Origin of the sequence: Paludibacillus litoralis (assembly GCF_037646705.1) — a bacterium.
In the GTDB taxonomy this organism is placed as follows: Bacteria; Pseudomonadota; Alphaproteobacteria; order Rhodobacterales; family Rhodobacteraceae; genus Pikeienuella; species Pikeienuella litoralis.
In genome coordinates, this window is record NZ_JBBHER010000013.1 from 31,235 (window position 1) to 53,041 (window position 21,807).

Annotated in this window: 15 protein-coding genes; 6 read left to right on the forward strand and 9 right to left on the reverse strand. The window is 67.6% G+C overall.

Annotated elements, in window-relative coordinates:
* Positions 1-31 precede the first annotated feature (31 nt).
* A complete protein-coding gene (locus WG921_RS17595) occupies positions 32-1,783 on the forward strand; it encodes a copper resistance system multicopper oxidase (RefSeq protein ID WP_340110569.1) in 1,752 nt (583 codons plus the stop codon).
* 4 nt (positions 1,784-1,787) lie between these two features.
* A complete protein-coding gene (locus WG921_RS17600; RefSeq protein ID WP_340110570.1) occupies positions 1,788-2,501 on the forward strand; it encodes a copper resistance protein B in 714 nt (237 codons plus the stop codon).
* 758 nt (positions 2,502-3,259) lie between these two features.
* On the opposite strand, the gene WG921_RS17605 is transcribed toward WG921_RS17600, so the two are convergent.
* Positions 3,260-4,726, reverse strand: a complete 1,467-nt coding sequence (locus WG921_RS17605; RefSeq protein ID WP_340110571.1) for a Mu transposase C-terminal domain-containing protein — start codon at positions 4,724-4,726, stop codon at positions 3,260-3,262.
* Between the two features lie 55 nt (positions 4,727-4,781).
* Between WG921_RS17605 and WG921_RS17610 the strand changes: the two genes are divergently transcribed.
* A complete protein-coding gene (locus WG921_RS17610; RefSeq protein WP_340110572.1) occupies positions 4,782-5,132 on the forward strand; it encodes a hypothetical protein in 351 nt (116 codons plus the stop codon).
* Between the two features lie 767 nt (positions 5,133-5,899).
* Here WG921_RS17610 and WG921_RS17615 read toward each other — a convergent pair.
* A complete protein-coding gene (locus tag WG921_RS17615; protein ID WP_340110573.1) occupies positions 5,900-8,191 on the reverse strand; it encodes an adenosylcobalamin-dependent ribonucleoside-diphosphate reductase in 2,292 nt (763 codons plus the stop codon).
* An 81-nt stretch (positions 8,192-8,272) separates the two neighbouring features.
* On the opposite strand from WG921_RS17615, the gene WG921_RS17620 reads away from it, so the two are divergent.
* Positions 8,273-8,692, forward strand: a complete 420-nt coding sequence (locus WG921_RS17620; RefSeq protein ID WP_340110574.1) for a DUF1489 family protein — start codon at positions 8,273-8,275, stop codon at positions 8,690-8,692.
* Positions 8,693-8,704: 12 nt separating this feature from the next.
* On the opposite strand, the gene WG921_RS17625 is transcribed toward WG921_RS17620, so the two are convergent.
* Both WG921_RS17625 and hemB read right to left on the reverse strand, forming a co-directional pair.
* Positions 8,705-9,469, reverse strand: coding sequence for a 2-keto-4-pentenoate hydratase (locus WG921_RS17625; RefSeq protein WP_340110575.1), 765 nt, complete (start codon positions 9,467-9,469; stop codon positions 8,705-8,707).
* 140 nt (positions 9,470-9,609) lie between these two features.
* Entirely contained in the window at positions 9,610-10,623 is a 1,014-nt protein-coding gene (hemB, locus tag WG921_RS17630; RefSeq protein ID WP_340110576.1) for a porphobilinogen synthase, read from the reverse strand.
* Positions 10,624-10,827: 204 nt separating this feature from the next.
* Between hemB and mfd the strand changes: the two genes are divergently transcribed.
* Complete coding sequence (mfd, locus tag WG921_RS17635) at positions 10,828-14,301, forward strand: transcription-repair coupling factor (protein ID WP_340110577.1); 3,474 nt, start codon at positions 10,828-10,830, stop codon at positions 14,299-14,301.
* A gap of 46 nt (positions 14,302-14,347) precedes the next feature.
* Here the strand turns inward: mfd and hutU are convergent, their stop codons facing one another.
* From hutU to hutI, 4 genes are read right to left on the reverse strand one after another with little or no spacing between them, the layout of a single operon-like run.
* Positions 14,348-16,027, reverse strand: coding sequence for a urocanate hydratase (gene hutU / locus WG921_RS17640; RefSeq protein WP_340110578.1), 1,680 nt, complete (start codon positions 16,025-16,027; stop codon positions 14,348-14,350).
* Complete coding sequence (hutG, locus tag WG921_RS17645; protein ID WP_340110579.1) at positions 16,024-16,830, reverse strand: N-formylglutamate deformylase; 807 nt, start codon at positions 16,828-16,830, stop codon at positions 16,024-16,026. Before hutG ends, hutU begins: the two co-directional genes overlap by 4 nt.
* Positions 16,827-18,359, reverse strand: coding sequence for a histidine ammonia-lyase (hutH, locus tag WG921_RS17650; RefSeq protein ID WP_340110580.1), 1,533 nt, complete (start codon positions 18,357-18,359; stop codon positions 16,827-16,829). Before hutH ends, hutG begins: the two co-directional genes overlap by 4 nt.
* 3 nt (positions 18,360-18,362) lie before the next feature.
* The gene (gene hutI / locus WG921_RS17655; protein WP_340110581.1) at positions 18,363-19,550 is read right to left on the reverse strand and encodes an imidazolonepropionase; all 1,188 of its coding nucleotides are present in this window, start codon (positions 19,548-19,550) and stop codon (positions 18,363-18,365) included.
* Positions 19,551-19,627: 77 nt separating this feature from the next.
* On the opposite strand from hutI, the gene WG921_RS17660 reads away from it, so the two are divergent.
* Entirely contained in the window at positions 19,628-20,992 is a 1,365-nt protein-coding gene (locus WG921_RS17660; protein ID WP_340110582.1) for a formimidoylglutamate deiminase, read from the forward strand.
* A 7-nt stretch (positions 20,993-20,999) separates the two neighbouring features.
* Here WG921_RS17660 and WG921_RS17665 read toward each other — a convergent pair whose 3' ends face one another.
* Complete coding sequence (locus tag WG921_RS17665) at positions 21,000-21,737, reverse strand: UTRA domain-containing protein (RefSeq protein ID WP_340110583.1); 738 nt, start codon at positions 21,735-21,737, stop codon at positions 21,000-21,002.
* Between the last annotated feature and the right edge of the window lie 70 nt (positions 21,738-21,807).

Consider the following 21,807-nt stretch of genomic DNA (forward strand, 5'->3'; position numbering starts at 1 on the left):
GCGTCCATCCTCAAATGACAGGAGACTGGACATGACGTCTGGACCCATGCGTCGAGCGGTTGCTTTTGGCATCGCCACAGGCCTCGCTTTCACGGGCGCAGCCTCGGCCGGAACCTACGACATCACCGTCGACCGCGTGACGATCGACACCGGCGACTTCACCAAAACCGGCATCGGCTACAACGGCTCGGCCGAGCCGAAAGTCCTCCGCTTCAAGGAGGGTGAGGACGTGGTGATCAACGTCACCAACAACCTCTCGGAATCGACATCGATCCACTGGCACGGGATCATCCTGCCGTTCGAGCAGGATGGCGTGCCGGGCATTTCCTTCAACGGAATCGCGCCGGGCGAGACCTTCACCTATCGCATTCCGATCAGGCAGAGCGGCACCTACTGGTTCCACAGCCACACCGGGCTTCAGGAGCCGGACGGCGCCTACGGCGCCCTCATCCTGGAGCCGAGCGCCCGCGAGCCGTACCGCTACGATCGAGAATACGTGGTGCAGTTGACCGATACCCACCCGCATTCGGGCGAGCGGGTTATGCGCAACCTGAAGCAGATGCCCGATTACTACAATCGCAAGCAGCGCACCCTGATCGACTTCTTCGCCGACGCTGGGGAGAACGGCGTCGCGGAAACGCTGGCGGATCGCGCGCAATGGGGCGAGATGCGGATGATGCCGACCGATATCGAGGATGTGCAGGGCGTCTCTCCGCTGATCAACGGGCGGGGCGCGTCGACCCCCTGGACCGGCCGGTTCGATCCCGGCGAGCGCATCCGGCTGCGTTTCATCAACTCCTCCGCGATGACCTATTTCGACATCCGGATTCCGGGAATGGACATGACCGTGGTTCAGGCCGACGGCAACGACGTGGCTCCGGTGAAGGTGGAGGAGTTCCGCATCGCGGTGGCGGAGACTTATGACGTCATCGTTCGCCCGCGCGAGGAAGGCGCGTTCAACATCATCGCCGAAAGCATGGGGAGGACGACGATGGCGCGGGGCGTTCTCGCCTCCGCCGCCGGATTGACCCCGCCCGCTCCGCCTCCGCTCCGCGCGGACCCGTTGCTGACGATGGCCGACATGGCGTTGGATCCGATGATGGCCGGGATGCATGACGGCATGGAGATGCCCGGCGAGACGCCCGCCGAAATGTCCGACGGAGGAATGGCCGGAATGGACCATTCCGCCATGGGCGCGATGAAGGACGATGAATTGCCGCCCGGCGCCCACCGGATGCCGGACGGCTCGATCATGGGCGGGCCGAGCGACGACCCGTTCTACGCCAATGGAAGCGGTCTCACGCCGACGGCGGCGGAGGGCGGGAAATTCCTCTCCTACATGGACCTCAAGGCGCAGTCTCCGCTCTTTCCGGACCGGGAGGCGACGCGCGAGATCGAAATTCGGCTCACCGGAAACATGGAGCGCTATATCTGGTCGATCAACGGCGTGAAATACGAGGACGCGGACCCGATCGTGCTCCAGTACGGCGAGCGGGTCCGGTTCAAGTTCGTCAACGAGACGATGATGGCGCACCCGATGCACCTTCACGGCATGTGGTCGATCGTCGACACCGGCTCCGGCGTCCGCGACCCGATCAAGCACACGATCAGCGTCGCCCCGGGGACCATCGTCTATACCGAAACGGAGGTGGACGCGCCGGGCCAGTGGGCCTTCCATTGCCACCTCTCCTATCACATGGCCGGCGGCATGTTCCGCAAGGTGATCGTCGAGGGCGGGCCCGAAGCGAAACCGGCGCCCGCGCCCGCCGCTCTGCGAGGATGATCCGATGAGAAACGCAATCCTTCTCTTCGCCGGGGCCTTGGCTCCGGCGTTCATCGGCTCAGCCGCCGAAGCGGTGGAGCCGGTCTCGGCGGTCTACTGGGGGTTCCGGGCGGAACGCGCGGAGGTCCGGCTCGACGATGGCGTGAAGCTGCTGGCCCTGGACGCGGACGCCTATGTCGGCACGGACGAATTGAAGCTCTTCCTGCGCAACGAGTCGGAATACGATCTCGACGAAAACGCGTTCGAAACCTTCGAAAACCAGCTGAGACTCCAGACGCCGATCACCCCGTTCTTCGACTTGGCGGCCGGCGTGCGGATCGACGCGCCGAAAGGCCCGAACCGCATCGACGGCGTGATCGGGCTTCATGGCCTCGCGCCGCAATGGTTCGAGGTCGATCTTGATCTCTTCGTCTCCGACGATCCCGTGGTCCGCCTCGAAGTCGACTACGAAGGACTGATCACCAACCGGCTGATCCTGACTCCGAGCATCACGGTCAACCTGCCGCTGACCGACGACGCCCGGCACGATTTCGGCGCGTTCGCGCCCACGGTCGAGATTGGCGCAAGGCTCAGCTATGACGTGATCGACCGGCTCTTCTCGCCCTATGTCGGCGTGCATTACGAAGCGGCCTTCGGCGAGACCGCCGATCTGATCCAGGCTGGCGGCGGCAAGCGCGACGAGCTGTTCCTCGTCGCGGGCGCGAAAGTTCTGTTCTGAGAATGCGGCCCGGCGTGCGGGAGCGCGCCGGGCTCGAACCGCGAGGATGCCGCCGACGAAGGCGTAGAACGCCCCCATGGCGTAAAACGGCATGTGTTGTCGCCGGCCTTGTGCGAACGAGGCCACGATGTAGCGCGTCAACCATGATGTCCGCTTGCGACAGCCAAGTTGGCCGGTTTTGGCCGCTTTGTCCGATGAATAAGTGAGGGGTTTCCCTGTGAGCCGCCGGTAGGTGAAAAGCTGTTCGTATTCCGTCCTGCCACAGAATGCATTCGTGGGATCGCCCCAGCACGGCAATGATTCTGTATCAGCTATGCCTCCTCGAGGAAGGCCGATCCAGAACACCACCGCTCCTCAGTATTGGAGCCGAACCCGGACCAGTCTCCAGAGCTCCCAGGCTGACGTCCGGGAGGAGGGCGCCGGAAAACCGACCGCCGAATTGAGGATGGATGGCGGCGTCTCGAGCATGTCGTTGGCGACGCGCCCACGCGCCGATTCTTGAAATTCTTCGCCGTCGCGACCCGCAACCGCAATACACGCGCCGCTCATGCCGGGACGATGGCCACGAGTTACGAGACGCTGACGGTGAAGCAGCAGCGCAAGCACCGGGCAAAGCAGGGAAACGTCATGGTCGACGTACTCGATCAGACGATGAAGGCGCCCCCGAAACACCCAGTCCCTCAAGGTTTCACTTGGGCGCCCCGGGGGTCGCCCCGGATCGCCTCAGTTTCGAATTCGGTTTTTATCCGCCGCGCCATTCACTTGGTCTCGTTCGTCCACGCATCGTCTTCGTCATCGTCCGGCTCATGGGGGCCACTGATCGACGCCCAACCGGTGCGTGCGGCCTCCCGGCCGCGGGCGGTGATATCGATTTCGCCATCGGCCGCCGCGGATTCCGAGGCCGGGCAGGCGGCCTGACCGCCGGTGGCGTACTCGGTCCCCCAGCCAGCTCTCGGACCGATCTCGTCGATGGAATCGGCGGCGGACATGTCAAAGCCGATCATCAGCCGTTCCTCCATTCTCTGGAGGTTCGCCTCCGACCAATCCTGGACCACCAGGCCCTGGCGCCGCATGGCCTCGCCATTTCTCGCCTCGATGTCGCGGATCGCCTGGAGGACGATCGGCCGCGAGAACTCGGCCTCGCGGCGGAAAGACGCCCGCAGCAGCTTGACCGCGCCATACCACACCTCCGCCCGGACCTCCTTCAATTCACCGACCACCGCCGGAACTTCGACCCATTCACCATCCAGAAAGACCTCGATCGCGCCGATATCCTCGCGGTGCCACCGGAGCGCGAGGTCGCGCTCGGTGTTGCGGAGCATCCAGCCCGCGAGCGCGTCGCTGTGATAGTAGACGCCGAAGACGCGGAGCCCCTTCTTGCCGAGCGTGCGGATGGTGCGGATCCCGAACACGAGCCGGCGCCGCCGCATGTCCGGGGCGGGCTGGACGCCGTAGATGTCGACAAGGCGGCTCCAGCAGTTCGCCGGGGTCTCGCCGTTCAGCCCCTCATGCGGGCGGTTGTGGTAGACGTCCACGATCCAGCGCACCAAAGCCTCGGAGAGATCCTCGGGCGTCAGGGCGGCGCGCGCCTCGGGATCGCTATCGCCCTTGGAGACGACGTCGGAAAAGGTGCGCCCCGTGAGCAAGGGCAGCAGGCCCACCGAAATCGTGCGGAACAGCCGCTCGATCCGCGCCCGCATCTCGGGAAGACCGGCCGGAGCGCGCTCGGCGCGAATGCCGAGATCCTGCATCGCCGCCCGCGTCTCGAAGGAGACGAAGGCGCTGCCGCAATCGGTCACGATCAGCTCCGGCACGCCACACATGTTCCACGGGGAGATCGCGCCGAAGAGGTCTCCCCAGACGCCCTTGTCCTGGGTGATCATCTCGATCGCCTGCATCGCGCTGTTGGCGGAGGGGGCGTGCGAGAGGCGCATGGCGACGATGCATCTCGTGGCGGCGCAGATCGCGACCGTCACCGACCAGCGGATCTTCTTTCTGTTGAGACCGAGCTTGTCCTTCTCCTCCTCGGTGAGATGATCGAGAATGCCGGTCTGGGCCATGAGGGCCTGCAGATCGATGGTCCATTCGTCCATCTCGACGCGCTCCAGCGGCCGGGTGACCTGCAAGCCGCGCCCGACAGGCGCGAACTTCTTTCGCGCCTCGTCCGCGTGCGACCTCCATGAAGGGAGTGTCGGCCCCGGGCCGGCGCCCGTCCGAGCGCCCATCCAGAGAGCTCCGCTTCAAGAGCTCCTCCAGGCTCTCTGCGAGTAGGCAAAGGTGATGGACCTCCGGCGAGTAGGGATCGAGGTCCATGAACAACGCGGTCTCGATCCGATCCGGATCTCCGACATGCTCGAGCGTCAGCAGCTTGTGCAGATCGACAAGCTGACGACGATGCGGGCGAGTGAGGCGACGCGCGTCGCGCAGCGCCTCGATCAGCGAAAGCACGCGGCTACTCGCTGCTTGGCCTCCAAGTCTGCGCGCGGCCTCGGTCAGGGCGGAGCCCCGCTCGGCGAGATAGACGCGCACAGTGCGCAGATCCGCGTCGGACGCTCGCATCGCGGCGACGGGTGTGGTCTGCAGATTGGTCATGAGGGAAAATCCTTCATATTTTGCCGACGACGGAATTGACGGCGGTCAAGAGCCCCCTCCTTCCTTTGATCTCGGGGCGATGCTGGAGTGCTGTCGGCGGCGATGTCCGGTCATCCCGCGGCGCCTTCTCTTCTTCTCCTCCTTTCTTCTCTTCAAAGAGCGGCTCGTCCTTTCGAGCGCGCCTCCACACGGAGAGGCGCGCACGAAAGGACGACCGCTGACCTCAGCTCTAAAATTTGGAGAACACTGTGCGTGCGGAAAACGAGCGTCCCGATAGGCGGATCATCCGCGCGACGCAGGGCGGTGGGAGCAGTCCGGAGAAGCTCACTACGGTGCAGACCGCCTGCGCGGCGGAGGTTGCCGATCTCGGGATCTTCACGAGGCTGCCTACGCCGAACGACGTTGGCTCGGCACCCTATCGTCGAGAAAGATTACGGAGAGAAATGGTTGGTCCGGCCAGTCGCGATACTGCCATACTGGCGAGGGACCGTTCGATGCGGGTTGCGTGATGGATTGCGCGTTGATCCTGGAGGGAAGGAGAGAGGTCTCCAGGCACCCGATCGCCAATGGCTTCAACGCTGATCTGATGCCTGCTTTCATCTCCTAAGTCGTAGACATAGCGGATCGGGGCTATCCCGGCGGCGTCTAATGGCGTCAGCGAGGCTGTCGGTCTCGCTGAGCACCTGGATCCGTATAGATTGGCGTAATTCTGACCAATGGGTGCCTTATCCTTGCAAAAATGGGCGAAATGAACGGCCAATGGGTGAGTTATGCTTGCGGGTTCAACAACTGGCCGATCTCCATGGCTACTGGCATTTCGAATGGCCGCAGGCGGGGCAGGTCATGCAGCCCTCGATCATCCGCATCCCCCGTTGCCCGCAAGCTGGGCAGGCCGGGCCGGTGGGCGGCTCGCCGACCGCGAGGCGCTCCGCCTTCGGGTCGGATTTCAGGCCCAGTCCCTCGCCGGCGATGAAGTCGGTCTCGATCAGGTGCCGCTCGATCACCTCGCCGATGGCGGCGAGGATCGACGGGACGTAGCGGCCTTGCATCCATGCCCCGCCGCGCGGGTCGAACACCGCCTTCAGCTCCTCGACGACGAAACTGACGTCGCCGCCGCGCCGGAAGACGGCGGAAATCATCCGCGTCAGCGCCACGGTCCAGGCGAAATGCTCCATGTTCTTCGAGTTGATGAAGACTTCGAAGGGTCGGCGGCGCCCGCCGATCACCACGTCGTTGATGGTGATGTAGATGGCGTGCTCGCTCTCCGGCCATTTCAGCTTGTAGGTCTCCCCGTCGAGACTCTCCGGACGGTCGAGCGGCTTCGACATGTAGACGACCTCGCCGCCGGCGACGGCGCCGCGCGCCTCGTCCTCCGGCGCGGTCTCCACCCGCGCGGCGGTCGGCGTCTCCACGCTCAGCACCGACCCGGTCACCTCGTTCGGCCGATAGGTCGTGCAGCCCTTGCAGCCGGTCTCGTAGGCCAGCTCGTAGACCTGCTTGAACCGCTCGAACGAGATGTCGGCCGGGCAGTTGATGGTTTTCGAGATCGAGCTTTCGACATGGGCCTGCGCCGCCGCCTGCATCCGCACATGGTCCTCAGGCGCGAGGTCCTGCGCGGTGACGAACCAGTCGGGGAGGGGGGCGCCGCCCCGTTTTTCGCGCCAGAGGCGGACGGCGTAATCCTCCACCTCCTCCTCGGTGTGGCCGCCGTCGCGCTGAAGGACCTTGCGGGTGTAGGAATGCGCGAAAACCGGCTCTATGCCGGACGAGACATTGCCGGCGAGAAGCGAGATGGTGCCGGTCGGGGCGATCGAGGTGAGAAGCGCGTTCCTGACGCCATGCGCGGCGATCTCGGCGCGCACGTCCTCGTCCAGCGCGGCGACGGTTTCGGTGGCGAGATAGGCGTCGCGGTCGAAAAGCGGGAATGGAGCTTTCTCCGCCGCCAGCCGGGTCGAGGCGAGATAGGCTTCGCGTTGCACCAGCTTCAGCCAGCGCCCGGTCGTCTCCGCCGCCTCCGTCGAGCCATAGCGCAGGCCGGTCATCGCCAGCGCGTCGGCGAGCCCGGTGACGCCGAGCCCGATGCGCCGTTTCGCCTGCGCCTCGCGCGCCTGCGCGGCGAGCGGAAAGCGGGAGACGTCGACGACATTGTCCATCATCCGCACCGCGGTCTCGACCAGCCGGGCCAGCGCCGCCTCGTCGAGCGCGGCGCCGCCTTCGAACGGGCGCGCGACCAGCGACGCGAGATTGATCGAGCCGAGAAGACAGGCGCCGTAGGGCGGCAGCGGTTGCTCTCCGCAAGGATTGGTGGCGGCGATGGTCTCGACGTAATTCAGTGGGTTCAGGCGGTTGATGCGGTCGATGAAGATCACCCCCGGCTCGGCCACGTCATAGGTGGCGCGCATGATCCGGTCCCAGAGCGCGCGGGCGGAGATCGTCTTGCTGATCTCGCCGTCGAAAACGAGATCCCACCCGGCGTCCGCCTTCACCGCCTCCATGAACGGGTCTGTCGCCAGCACCGAAAGATTGAACATTCGAAGCCGGGCGGCGTCGCGCTTGGCGTCGACGAAGGCTTCGATATCCGGATGATCGCAGCGCATCACCGCCATCATCGCCCCGCGCCGCGAGCCGGCGGACATGATCGTCCGGCACATCGAATCCCACACATCCATGAAGGAGAGCGGGCCGGACGCGTCCGCGCCCACGCCTTTCACCGGCGCGCCCTTCGGCCGGATGGTGGAGAAATCATAGCCGATGCCGCCGCCCTGCTGCATCGTCAGCGCCGCTTCCTTCAGCGCCTCGAAGATGCCCTCCATGGTGTCGGGGATGGCGCCCATCACGAAGCAGTTGAAGAGCGTGACCTCCCGCGCCGCGCCCGCCCCGGCGAGGATCCGGCCGGCGGGCAGAAACCGGAACCCCTCCAGCGCCTCGTAAAACGGCTGCTCCCATGCGGCCGGGTCGGCCTCCGCCGCGGCGAGCGCCCGCGCGACCCGGCGCCAGGTTTCCTCGATGGTCCCGTCCACTGGCGTTCCATCGGGGGATTTGAGGCGGTATTTCATATCCCAGATTTGTTCGGCGATGGGGGCGGCGAAGGCGCTCATCCGTGGTATCTCCTGTCGCGGGGTCGGCTGGACTCGGATTGAACATTATATGAACACGAGCGGAGGCGGACAAGCGCGGGCATGACATTGCATCTTCTGAAACTCTGCGTCGGCGCCGAAGGGCCGGAGGATCTCGCCGGCTGGCAGGCGGGGCGGCCGGACCGGTGGGGCGGCGTCATCCATGTCACGCGGATGCGCCCGAGGCGGGAGGCGGAGCTTCTGGCGGGCGGATCGCTCTACTGGGTGATGAAGGGAGCGATCGTCTGCCGGCAGAAGCTCATTTCATTGCAGGAGGTGATCGGCGACGACGGAATCCGCCGCTGCGCGATCGTCATGAACCGGGAGATCATCCGCACCCGCCCGTCGCCCCGCCGCCCATTCCAGGGCTGGCGGTATCTGGAGCCGGCGGACGCGCCGGCCGATGAAGGTCCGCTCGGGGCCGACGCGGAAGATCTGCCGGAGGAGCTCCGCCGCGCGCTGGCGGAGATCGGCGTGCTCTGACGCCGCGGTGCCTCAGCTGAGCCGGAAGGAGACCTCGCCGACGCCGTCGACGCGCATCCGGAACCGCCCCGGATGCTCCACCGGATAAAGCGGCATATGCGCGCCGCAGAGCAGAACCTCGCCGGCCTTGGGCGTGACGCCGTGCGCGTTGAAGTGATTGGCGAGGAAGGCGACCGCGTCCAGCGGGTGCTGCGGCGCGGCCCCGGTCTTGCGCAGGATCTCCTGCTCGTCATGCTCGACGACGGTGACGAGGCTCGACGGGTCGAGGTCGCGCGGCTTCACGCCGTTCTCGGTGTCGTAGCAGAGCCCGGCGTTGAAGATGTTGTTCGCGATGAGCGAGGCGGCGTGATTGCTGCTGGCCTCGCGCCGGTCCAGCAGCTCGAAGGCGACGGTGATGTGGGAGACCGCGTCGGCCGCGCTTTCCCGGTCCCAGCCGCCGGCCCGCGGCGCCAGATCGACCGCGAGCACCGCGGCCAGTTCCGGCTCCATCATGAAATCGCTGTAATCGTCCAGCCTGAGATTGGCGTCGCCGCGGCAGAGATCGTCGCTGAAGACATGGCCGGCGGCGGGCGTCTTGACGCCGAATTTCTCCATCGCCTCCGCGGTGTTCCAGGCGATCTTCCGACCGGCGACGCCGCCCTTGGCCGTTGCGAGAATCGCCGCGACGTCGAATTGCGCGGCGTAGCCGATTTCGGGCCGCGCATCGGGATCGTCGAGCGGGCGAAACGGTCGGCCCTCGATTATGTCGGTGGCGATCAGTTCAGCGATCGAAGCCATGTCGCAGCTCCCCTGTTTCCCTCGGAATGTTCGCCGATAACACGTCGCGGCGGGAGGGGGAAGCCGGGGCGCGCCGCGCGGCCGGAGAGTGCGCGAAACCGCCGGTCCGACAGGGCGCGCCCGAGGGGCGGGGCGGGGGGTTAGCCGCGCGCTTCCGCCGCCAGCATCTCCGCCATCTCAACCGCGAAATAGGTGAGCACTCCGTCGCAGCCCGCGCGCTTGAACGCCATCAGGCTCTCCCGGACGACGCGCTTGCGGTCGAGCCAGCCCTGCTCGCAGGCCCCGGCCAGCATCGCGTATTCGCCCGAGACCTGGTAGGCGTAGGTCGGCGCGCCGAAGCGGTCCTTCACCCGCCGGCAGATATCGAGATACGGCATGCCGGGCTTCACCATCACCATGTCGGCGCCTTCGGAGAGGTCGGCCGCGACCTCGCGCAGCGCCTCGTCGGAATTGGCCGGGTCCATCTGATAGGTTTTCTTGTCGCCGTTCAGTTGCCCGGCCGCGCCGACCGCGTCGCGGAACGGGCCGTAGAAGGCCGAGGCGTATTTCGCCGCGTAGGACATGATGATCGTGTTCGGAAAATCATGCGCCTCGAGCGCCCGGCGGATCACGCCGATGCGCCCGTCCATCATGTCCGAGGGGCCGAGAATGTCCGCCCCGGCCTCCGCTTGCGCCAGCGCCTGTTTTTCAAGCGCGATCAGCGTCTCGTCGTTCACGATCTCCTCGCCGCGCAGGATGCCGTCATGGCCGTGGCTGGAGTAGGGATCGAGCGCCACATCGAGCATGATTCCGATCTCCGGCGCCGCCTGCTTGATCGCCCGTGTCGCCGTCATGACCTGATTTTCGGGGTTCCACGCCTCTTCGCAGGTCTCGGTCCTCTTCTCCGCCGGGGTGTTGGGGAAGAGCGCGATGCAGGGAATCCCGAGATCGGCGGCGCGCTCCGCCGCCGCCACCGCCCGATCGACCGAGAGCCGGTTCACGCCCGGCATCGAGGCGATCGGCTCCTCCACATCCACGCCGTCGCGCACGAAGATCGGCCAGATCAGATCGCCCACGGTCAGCGTCGTCTCCCGCGCCAGATCGCGGATCCAGGGCGCTTGCCGCGTCCGGCGCGGACGGGAGAGCGGGAAGGGGGCGAGGATGCTCTCGGTCATGTCTGTTTCCTGGGTTATGATCCTGGGGCGTGGTTTCCGGATACGCCATCGCATGACGGAATGGGCCGGGCAAGTCGCGGAATTGTCGCCGTCCTGGCGCCGGAGGCTTGAGGCGCGCGCCCCGGCGCGTTAGGGGACGGCGGTTGACGCCGATAATCCGGGCCCAAGGTCCGGGCGCCGTTTCACCTGCCGGAGCCATTTCCGATGAAAGACGCCGCGCTTTCCGTCACCGATCTCCGCGTCGGCGGCGCGCCGGAAGGCTTCGACGGCAAGATCGTCGCGGAGCTTGCGCGCGCTCATGGCGCGCCGGTCATCCATCTCGCGCGGGACGACAGGCGCGCGGCGGCGCTGGCGGACGCGCTCGGGTTTTTCGCGCCGGATCTGCCGCTGCTGCGGTTTCCGGCGTGGGATTGCACGCCCTATGACCGGATTTCCCCGAACGCCGAGATCACCGCGCAGCGCATGGCGACTCTGGCGGCGCTGGCGGACGGGCTGGAGGCGCCGGCGGTCATCCTCGCCACGGTGAACGCCGCGACCCTCCGCACGCCGCCGGCCGCCACGGTGAAGGATGGAAGCTGGACCGCCGTGATCGGCCAGAGCGTCGATCTGGACGGGCTGATCGCCCATCTCGGCCGGACCGGGTTCAACCGCGCCTCGACGGTGAGCGAGCCGGGCGATTTCGCGCTCAGGGGCGGGATCGTGGATATCTTCCCGCCGGGCGCGCCGACCCCGGTCCGGCTGGATTTCTTCGGCGACGTTCTGGACGGCGCCCGCCGCTTCGACGTGGAAAGCCAGCGAACGCTGGAGCGGATCACGCGCGTGGAGCTTGCGCCGGCGACGGAGACGCCGCTCGATCCGGAATCGATTTCCCGATTCCGGCGCAAATACCGCGAGATGTTCGGCGCCGCCGGGCTCGACGATCCGCTTTATGACGCGGTGAGCGCGGGGCGGAAGCATCAGGGCATGGAGCATTGGGCGGCGCTCTTCCATGAGGGCATGGAGACCCTGTTCGATTACCTGCCGGGCGCGCCGGTCACGCTCGATCATCTGGCGGAGGATGCGGCGGCGGCGCGCTGGACCCAGGTGAACGAGCATTACGAGGCCCGCGCCTCGGCGGCGAAAGATCGGGCGCTCAGGCAGGCGGTCTACAAGGCGCCGCCGCCGGCCGCGCTCTATCTTTCGCCGGATGAGCTTGAATCGCGGCTTGAGGGGCGGCCCGTGCGCCGGTTTTCGCCCCATGCGCAACCGCCCGGACCAGGCGTGGTCGACCTCGGCGCGCGGATGGGGCGAAATTTCGCGCCGGAGCGCCAGCGCGAGGATGCGCATCTTTTCGACGCTCTCGCCGATCATGTGCGCGACCGCCGCGCGAAGGGGCGCGTCGTCATCGCGGCCTATTCCGAAGGCGCGCGGGAGCGGATGGGCGTGATGCTGGCCGATCACGAACTGGAGGGCGCCGCCGTCGCCCATCGCTGGTCCGAGGTCGAATCGGCGGCCAAGGGCGCGCTGAGGCTGGTCGCCTGGCCGCTGGAGGCGGGGTTCGTCGCCGGCGATCTGACGGTGATCTCCGAGCAGGACATTCTCGGCGAGCGGCTGATCCGCAAGACCTCGAGGCGCAAGACCGCGAATTTCATCGCCGAGGCCGGCGCGCTGGCGCAGGGCGACCTGGTCGTGCATGTCGAGCACGGCGTCGGCCGGTACACGGGGATGAAGACCGTCACCGCGCTCGGCGCGCCGCATGAATGCCTGGAGCTGAAATACGCGGGCGGCGACCGGCTCTACCTGCCGGTCGAAAATATCGAGCTGCTCTCCCGCTATGGCCATGCCGAGGGGTTGCTGGACCGGCTCGGCGGCGGCGCCTGGCAGGCGAAGAAGGCCAAGCTGAAAGAGCGCATCCGCGACATGGCGGAGAAACTGATCCGCGTCGCGGCGGAGCGGGCGCTGCGCGAAGCGCCGCGGCTGACGCCCCCCGACATGCTCTGGGACGAATTCTGCGCGCGCTTTCCCTATACGGAGACCGACGACCAGCTTCACGCGATCGAGGATGTGCTCGAGGATCTGGCCTCCGGGCGGCCGATGGACCGGCTGATCTGCGGCGATGTCGGATTCGGCAAGACCGAGGTCGCGCTTCGCGCCGCTTTCGTCGCGGCGATGTCGGGCGCGCAGGTGGCGCTCATTTGCCCGACGACGCTCCTCGCGCGCCAGCATGCGAAAGGATTCCGCGAGCGGTTCGCGGGCGCGCCGCTGAAGGTGCGCCAGCTTTCCCGTTTCGTCTCCGCGAAGGAGGCGGAGGCGACGCGTGAAGGGCTCGCGGATGGCACGGTGGATATCGTCGTCGGCACGCATGCGTTGCTGGCCAAGAGCGTGAAGTTCCGCAATCTCGGCCTTCTGATCATCGACGAGGAGCAGCATTTCGGCGTTGGCCACAAAGAGCGGCTGAAACGGCTTCGCTCCGATGTTCATGTGCTGACCATGACGGCGACCCCGATCCCGCGGACGCTCCAGATGTCGATGTCGGGGGTGCGGGAGCTGTCGCTGATCGCGACCCCGCCGGTGGACCGGCTGGCGGTCCGGACCTATGTCGCGCCGTTCGATCCGGTGACGGTGCGCGAGGCGCTTCTTCGCGAACGCTATCGCGGCGGGCAGTCCTTCTTCGTGGTGCCGCGGATCTCCGACATCGCCGCGCAGGAGGAGTTCCTGCGGAGCGAAGTCCCCGAGATCAGCTTCGTCACCTGCCACGGTCAGATGGCGGGGGGCGATCTCGACAAGCGGATGAACGCTTTCTACGACGGCGAATACGATGTGCTCCTGTCCACCACCATCATCGAATCCGGGCTGGACATCCCGGCGGCGAACACGCTGATCGTGCACCGGGCCGACATGTTCGGCCTTGCGCAGCTCTATCAGATCCGGGGCAGGGTGGGGCGCTCCAAGGTCCGCGCCTACGCCTATTTCACGACCGAGCCGCGAAAGCCGCTGACCCCGGCGGCGGACAAGCGGCTGAAGGTGCTCTCCTCGCTCGACAGTCTCGGCGCCGGGTTCACTCTGGCGAGCCACGACATGGACATCCGCGGCGCGGGCAATCTTCTCGGCGAGGAGCAATCCGGCCATATCCGCGAGGTTGGCTACGAGCTTTACCAGGACATGCTGGAGGAGACGATCGCGAAGCTGCGCTCCGGCGCCGCCGAGGGGCTGACCGACCTCGACGAGACCTGGTCGCCGAAGATCAGCCTCGGCGTCGCGGTTCTGATCCCCGACGATTACATCGAGGATCTGGATCTCCGGCTCGGGCTGTATCGGCGCCTCTCCGGCCTTGAGACCCGGACCGATCTCGAAGGGTTCGCGGCGGAGCTGCATGACCGCTTCGGCAAGCCGCCGCCCGAGGTGGAGACGCTGCTGAGGATCGTCCGCATCAAGACCATGTGCCGCCGCGCCGGCGTGGAGAAACTGGACGCGGGCGAGCGCGGCTGCGTGATCCAGTTCCGCGGCGGCCGTTGCGATTACCCCGCCGGGCTGGTCGCGTTCATCGAAGGTGAGCGCGGCCGGGCGAAGATCCGCGACAACAAGCTTGTCGTTCGCCGCGACTGGCGGGACGAGGACGCAAGGGTCAAGGGCGCGTTTGCGGTCGCGCGCGATCTCGCGAAGGCCGCCGCCGACTCGAAAGCGGCCGCGAAAACCTGAGCTCCGCGGCGCCGGGCCGAACGGGCGGCGGCCCGGCGCGCGCGTCTCAGCGAAGGATGCCGGGCAGGTTCAGCTCATGGTCGCGGGCGCAGGCGAGCGCGGTCTCATAGCCCGCATCGGCGTGGCGCATGACGCCGGTCGCCGGGTCGTTCCAGAGCACCCGCGCGATGCGCCGGTCGGCCGCTTCGGTGCCGTCGCAGCAGATCACCATTCCGGAATGTTGCGAGAAGCCCATGCCGACGCCGCCGCCGTGATGCAGGCTGACCCAGGTCGCGCCGCTGGCGGTGTTGAGAAGCGCGTTGAGGAGCGGCCAGTCGCTCACCGCGTCGGAGCCGTCCTTCATCGCCTCGGTCTCGCGGTTGGGGCTGGCGACGCTCCCTGAATCGAGATGGTCGCGGCCGATCACGATCGGCGCCTTCAGCTCCCCGTTCCGGACCATCTCGTTGAAGGCGAGGCCGAGCTTGTCGCGCTGGCCGAGCCCGACCCAGCAGATCCGCGCCGGAAGCCCCTGAAAGGAGATCCGCTCCCGCGCCATGTCGAGCCAGTTGTGAAGATGCGGGTCGTCGATCAGCTCCTTCACCTTGGCGTCGGTCTTGTAGATGTCCTCCGGATCGCCTGAAAGCGCGCACCAGCGGAACGGCCCGACACCGCGGCAGAAAAGCGGGCGGATATAGGCCGGCACGAATCCGGGGAAGGCGAAGGCGTTCTCGAGCCCCTCTTCGAGCGCGACCTGGCGGATGTTGTTGCCGTAGTCGAGCGTGGGAACGCCCGCGTTCCAGAAATCCACCATCGCCGCCACATGGGCCTTCATCGACGCCCGCGCGGCGGTCTCCACCGCCTTTGGCGCGCTCTCCTGCTTCGCGCGCCACTCGCCGACGGTCCAGCCCTGCGGCAGATAGCCGTGGATCGGGTCATGCGCGCTGGTCTGGTCGGTGACGATGTCGGGGCGCGGGCCGCCGTTCTTCATGCGTTTGGCGAGTTCGGGGAAGATATCGGCGGCGTTGCCGATGAGCGCGACCGATTTCGCGTCGCCCGCCTTCGTCCAGCGCGCGATCATCGCCAGCGCCTCGTCGAGATCGCTTGTCTTCTCGTCGATGTAGCCGGTGCGGAGGCGGAAATCGGCGCGCGTCTCATCGCATTCGACGGCGAGGCAGCAGGCGCCGGCCATCACCGCGGCCAGCGGCTGCGCGCCGCCCATGCCGCCCAGGCCCGCGGTCAGGATCCACTTGCCGGCGAGATCGCCGTCATAATGCTGGCGCCCCGCCTCGACGAAGGTCTCGTAGGTGCCCTGCACGATGCCCTGGCTGCCGATATAGATCCACGAGCCCGCGGTCATCTGCCCGTACATCGCGAGCCCTTTTTTATCGAGCTCGTTGAAATGGTCCCAGGTCGCCCAGCGCGGCACGAGATTGGAGTTGGCGATCAGCACGCGGGGCGCGTCGGCGTGGGTGCGAAAGACGCCGACCGGCTTGCCGGACTGCACCAGCAGCGTCTCGTCGTCTTCGAGAGATTTCAGGCTGGCGACGATGCTGTCGAAATCGGCCCAGGTGCGGGCGGCGCGGCCGATGCCGCCATAGACGACCAGCTCATGCGGGTTTTCCGCCACATCCGGATGAAGATTGTTCATCAGCATCCGCATCGGCGCTTCGGTGAGCCAGCTTTTCGCGGTGATCTCCGGGCCGGTGGGGGGATAGACGTCGCGGGTGTTGTGGCGCGGATCGGTCATCTTTCGCCTCTGAGAGTGGGGGCCAGCGCGGCCAGGTTTCGCATGATGTCGCCGAGGTGGCGGCGAAGGCGCCCGACCTTGGCTTCGGAACAGGTCCAGGGCGGCGCCTCCGCCGCGAGATAGGTCGATTGCGCCAGCTCCATCTGGATCGCGTGCACACCCGTCTCCGGGCGGCCGTAATGGCGTGTGGTCCAGCCGCCCTTGAAGCGGCCGTTCGCCACCATCGTGTAGCCCTCGGCGGCGCCGCAGACGCTCACGACCGCCGCTTCGACTTCGGGCGCGCAGGATGCGCCGGAATTGGTTCCGATGTTGAAGTCGGGCAGCCGCCCCTCGAAGAGGAACGGGATCCATGAGCGGATCGAGTGGCAGTCATAGAGGATCGCGGCGCCGTGGCGGGCGCGCACGCGGTCAAGCTCGGCCTGGAGCGCGGCGTGATAGGGCGCGTGCCAGGTCTCGCGCCGGCGGGCGATCTCGGCCGCATCCGGCTCGGCGCCGTCCTGGTAGATCGGCTCGCCGTCGAAATCCGTGGTCGGGCAGAGCCCGGTGGTGTTCTGGCCGGGATAGAGGCTGGCCCCGCCGGGGTCGCGGTTGGCGTCGATCAGGTAGCGGTGGAACGTCGCGCGGACCGTGGTCAGGCCCGGCGCGAGGGCGGCGTAAAGCTCGTCGATGCGCCAGTCGGCGTCGGCGAGCGCCCGGCCCCTGTCGTTCAGCCGTTCGAGCGCGTCATCCGGCAGCCAGAGGCCGGTATGCGGCAGGCCGAGAACGATCGGCCCATCGCCCCGCGTGACCTCGACCGGGCTCATGACGCCGCCAGTTCGGGAAGCGGAAGCCCCCGGGTCAGGGTTTCGTTGGCGATCATCGCAGCGGCCGCGGCGATGTCGGGCGCGAGCAGACGATCCGCCTTGATGGTCGGGATCTCGGCCCTGAGGCGCGCGAGGACGTCCTGCAAGGCTTCGCTGGTCTTCAACGGCGCCCGAAACTCGATCCCCTGCGCGGCGCACATCGCCTCCACCCCGAGGATGACGTTGAGATTGGCGTTCATCCGCATGAGCCGGCGCGCGGCGTGCGCGGCCATGGAGACGTGATCCTCCTGATTGGCGGAGGTGGGAGTCGAATCCGTGGAGCAGGGATTGGCGAGATGCTTGTTTTCGCTCATCAGCGCCGCCGTCGTCACCTCGGCGATCATCAGCCCCGAATTCAACCCCGGATCCGGGGTGAGGAACGGCGGGAGATCGAAGCTCAGCGTCGGGTCGACCATCAGCGCGACGCGCCGTTGCGCGATGGCGCCGATCTCGCTGATGGCGATGGCGATCTGATCGGCGGCGAAGGCGACGGGTTCGGCGTGAAAATTGCCGCCCGAGACGATCAATCCCTCCTCGACCAGCACCAGCGGATTGTCGGTCACCGCGTTGGCCTCGACCTCGAGCGTGCTCCCCGCGAAGCGCAGGAGGTCGATGGCGGCGCCCGAGACCTGGGGCTGGCATCGGATGCAGTAGGGATCCTGCACGCGCGCGTCGCCGATCCGGTGGCTTTCCCGAATGGCGCTCCCCTCCATCAGCGCGGCCTGGGCGCGGGCGGCTTCAATCTGGCCTCGATGGCCGCGAAGCGTGTGAATCCTATCGACGAGAGGCGCGGTCGAGCCCATGATCGCGTCCGTCGAGAGCGCCGAGGTCACGATGCAGGCGCGCGCGCTCGCCCATGCGTTGAAAAGCCCGACAAGAGCGCAGGCGGTGGAGAACTGCGTCCCGTTGATGAGCGCCAGCCCCTCCTTCGGGCCAAGCACGATGGGGGCGAGCCCGGCGCGGGCCAGCGCCTCCCGCGCCGGCATCTCTTCTCCGTTGAGGCGCGCGCGCCCTTCGCCGATCATCGCCGCAGCCATATGCGCGAGCGGCGCGAGATCGCCCGAGGCGCCGACCGAACCCTGATCGGGGATCACCGGCGTCACGCCGGCCGTCAGCATGCCCTCGATCAGCGCCACCGTCTCCCACGCCACGCCGGAGGCGCCGCGGCCGAGCGAGAGGAGCTTCAGCGCCATCATCAGGCGGGTCGCCTCCGGCTCGAGCGGCGCGCCGACCCCGCAGCAATGGCTGAGGATCAGGTTGCGCTGCAGGGCCTCGGTGTCCTTCGCCGCGATCTTCACGCTGGCGAGTTTTCCGAATCCGGTGTTGACGCCATAGACCGCCGTGTCGCCCGCCGCCGCGTCGCGGACCAGCGCCGCCGCCGCTTCGACCCCGGCGCGCGCGCTCTCAACGAGCCGCACCGGGCCGTGGCTCCGCCATATCTTCTCCAGCGTCTTCAGCGTGGCGGCGCCGGGCGTGAGCGTGATGGTCATGGATCAGCCTCCGAAAATTCGGGAATGGAGTGGATTGAAGCCAAACCGATAGGCGAGCTCGGCCGGCGCGCGCACGTCCCAGATCGCGAGATCGGCGCGCCGGCCCGGCTCGATCACGCCGGCGTCGGCGAGGCCGAGCGCCTGCGCCGCGTTGCGGGTGACGCCCGCCAGCGCCTCCTCGGGCGTCATCCGGAAAAGGGAGCACCCCATGTTCATGGCCAGCAGCAGCGAGCTCATCGGCGAGGAGCCGGGGTTGCAATCGGTGGCCAGCGCCATCGGCACGCCGTGTTTGCGAAACGCGGAGACTGGCGGCGCCTGGGTCTCGCGGAGGGTGTAGAAAGCGCCGGGCAGCACCACCGCGACGACGCCTGCGGCGGCCATCTCCGCCGCGTCGGCCTCGGTCGCATATTCGAGATGATCGGCCGAGAGCGCGCCATAGCGCGCGGCGAGCCGGACGCCGCCCATATGCGACAGCTGCTCGGCGTGGAGCTTCACCGGCAGACCGAGCGCGCGGGCCCGGTCGAACACCCGCGCGATCTGCGCGGCGTCGAAGGCGATGCCCTCGCAGAACCCGTCCACGGCGTCGACCAGCCCCTCGGCGTGCGCGGCGTCTAGGGTGGGGACGACCACATCGTCGATATAGGCGTCCGCCCGGCCGGCGTATTCCGGCGGGATCGCGTGCGCGCCGAGAAAGCTGGTCTTCACCCGGATCGGGCGGCGCGCCGCCACCATCCGCGCGGCGCGCAGCATCTTGATCTCGGTGTCGCGGTCGAGGCCGTAGCCCGATTTGATCTCGATCGTCGCGACGCCCTCCGCGATCAGCGCGTCGACATGGCGGAGCGCCGCGGAAAGCAGCGCCTCTTCGCTGGAGCCCCGCGTCGCGGCCACGGTGGAGACGATGCCGCCGCCGGCGCGGGCGATCTCCTCATAGCTGGCGCCTTCGAGCCGCATCTCGAATTCCCGCGCGCGGTCGCCGCCGTGAACCACGTGCGTGTGGCAGTCGATCAGGGCGGGGGTGACGAGCCTGCCTTCGAGGTCGCGCCGGTCGGCTTTCGCCCGCGGGCCGGGCGCCTCGGCGGCGGCGCCGACCCAGGCGATCCGGCCGGAGTCGAGCGCGATCGCGCCATTTTCGATCAGGCCGTAACGGCCCGGCCCGGTCATCGTCGCGATCGTCGCATTGGTCAGCAGCATTGCGAAAACAGTTCTTGAATATGGTGCGGTTAAATGTTCTTATGTCTGGACATAATATCCTTGTCAAGGTGAAAAACATGACACGTATCTGGGCCGCGCGCGCGCTCCTGCCGACGGGATGGGCGGAGGATGTCTCGTTGAGGATCGGCGCGGACGGCCGGATCGCCGAGATTGGCGCGGGGCGGCCTGAGGGCGCCGTCAGGGCGGCTTTTCTCGCGCCCGCGCCGGCCAACAGCCACTCTCACGCCTTCCAGCGGGCGCTGGCGGGGCTGACCGAGCGCCGGGGGCCGAACCCGACCGACAGTTTCTGGACCTGGCGCGACCTGATGTTCAGATTTCTCGACCGGATCGACCCCGACCAGGTGGAGGCGATCGCGGCTTTCGTGCAGATGGAGATGCTGGAGGCCGGCTTCGGCGCCAGCGTCGAATTCCACTACCTGCATCATCAGCCGGGCGGGGCGCCCTACGCGCGGCTCGGCGAGATGGCGGAGCGGATCGCCGCCGCCGCCGCGACCAGCGGAATCGGCCTTACGCTGCTTCCGGTGCATTACCGTTTCGGCGGCTGCGACCGCCGGCCGCTCGGGCCGGGGCAGATCCGCTTCGGCAATGAACCCGAACAGTTCGCGCGGCTGATGGAGGAGGCGCGGCGCGCGCTGGCGGACCTTCCCGCCGACAGCGCGCTGGGCGTCGCGCCACACTCGCTGCGGGCCGTGGCCGCCGAAGACATCGCGGGGGCGGCGGCGCTGGCCCAGGGCGGCCCGATCCACATGCATCTCGCGGAGCAGATCGCGGAGGTTGACGAAGTCGTCGCGGCGTTGGGCGCGCGCCCGGTGGAGTGGATGCTGGAGAACGCTGATCTCGGTCCCGCGTGGTGCCTGATCCATTGCACGCAGATGCTGCCGCGCGAGACCGAGGCGCTGGCGCGGACCGGCGCGGTGGCCGGGCTCTGCCCTTTGACCGAGGCGAGCCTCGGCGACGGGATCTTCGACGGCGTGCGCTGGATGGGGGCGGGCGGCGCCGTCTCCATCGGCTCCGACAGCAATATCCGCATTTCGCTGGCGGAGGAGCTGCGCCAGCTCGACACCAGCCAGCGGCTCCGGGATCATTCGCGGGCGGCGCTGGCGACTCCGGACCTCTCCACCGGCCGCCGCCTTTTCGAATCCGTCGCCGCCGGCGGCGCATGCGCGGCGGCGAGAGGGCGGGGGGTGATCGCGGTCGGCGAATGGGCCGATCTTCTCGCGCTCGATGGGGAGCACCCCGACCTCGCCGGTTTGCAGGGCGACACGGCGCTGGACGCGTTCGTCTTCGCGGGCGGGTCCGACATGGTCTCCGACGTCTGGTCGGCCGGGCGCCATCTGGTGCGAAACGGGCGCCACCGAAGCCGGGATGCGATCGTCGCGGCCTATCGCGCGGCCGTCACGCCGCTGCGCGCGGGGCTTTGAGCCGCGCTCAGTAGCGCGTCGTCATCCGGTAGCCGCGCGCGTAGCTGAGCCGGACATGCGTGACCGCCTGTCCCTCCCACCAGGTCGAACGCTCGACCTGGAACAGCGGCTCGCCGGCGGCGCAGCCGAAATGCTCGGCCAGCGCCGGCCCGGCGGCGGCGGCGGAAAAGCTGATCTCGACATCCGAGAACGGAACCGTCTCCACCAGCCATTCGTTCGGCCCGCTTCGCGTGAAGTCGACGTCCCGCGCCTGCGGAAGAAGCGCGAGATTGATCCAGCGGTCCTCATACTGAAAGGGCGCCCCATCCGCGAAGTGGAGGCAGATCAGGTGCAGCGCCAGATCCTCCGGGGCGAGGTCCATGCGCGCCCGCAGCCAGTCCGGGGCGGTGACGGTCTCGCTCTGGATCAGCGCGTAACGGTAAACCGCGCCCTGATCTTCGATCTCCCGCCGGACGACAGGAATTTCGAACCGCGCAGAGCGCACCGGAGCCATGCGGACGCGGGTGCCGGCCTTGCGCTTCCGCTCGATGATCCCGTCCTCGGCCAGCTCGCGCATGGCGCGGTTCACCGTGGCGCGGGCGCACCCGTAACTCGCCGCCAGCTCGACTTCGTTGGGAAGGAGAGCGCCCGGTCTCCAGACGCCCGTCGTGATCTTGCGCAGGATGTCCGCCTTGATGCTGTAATAGGTCGCGCCCACGTCTCGATCCTCGGTTTCCCGGCCGCCGCGCCGGACAGGCGCCGCCATCCCATGCGGTCCCGTCAAATTTGCGGTTTATTATAAATAGACATATGTGATTAATGTCCAGTTTATTGGT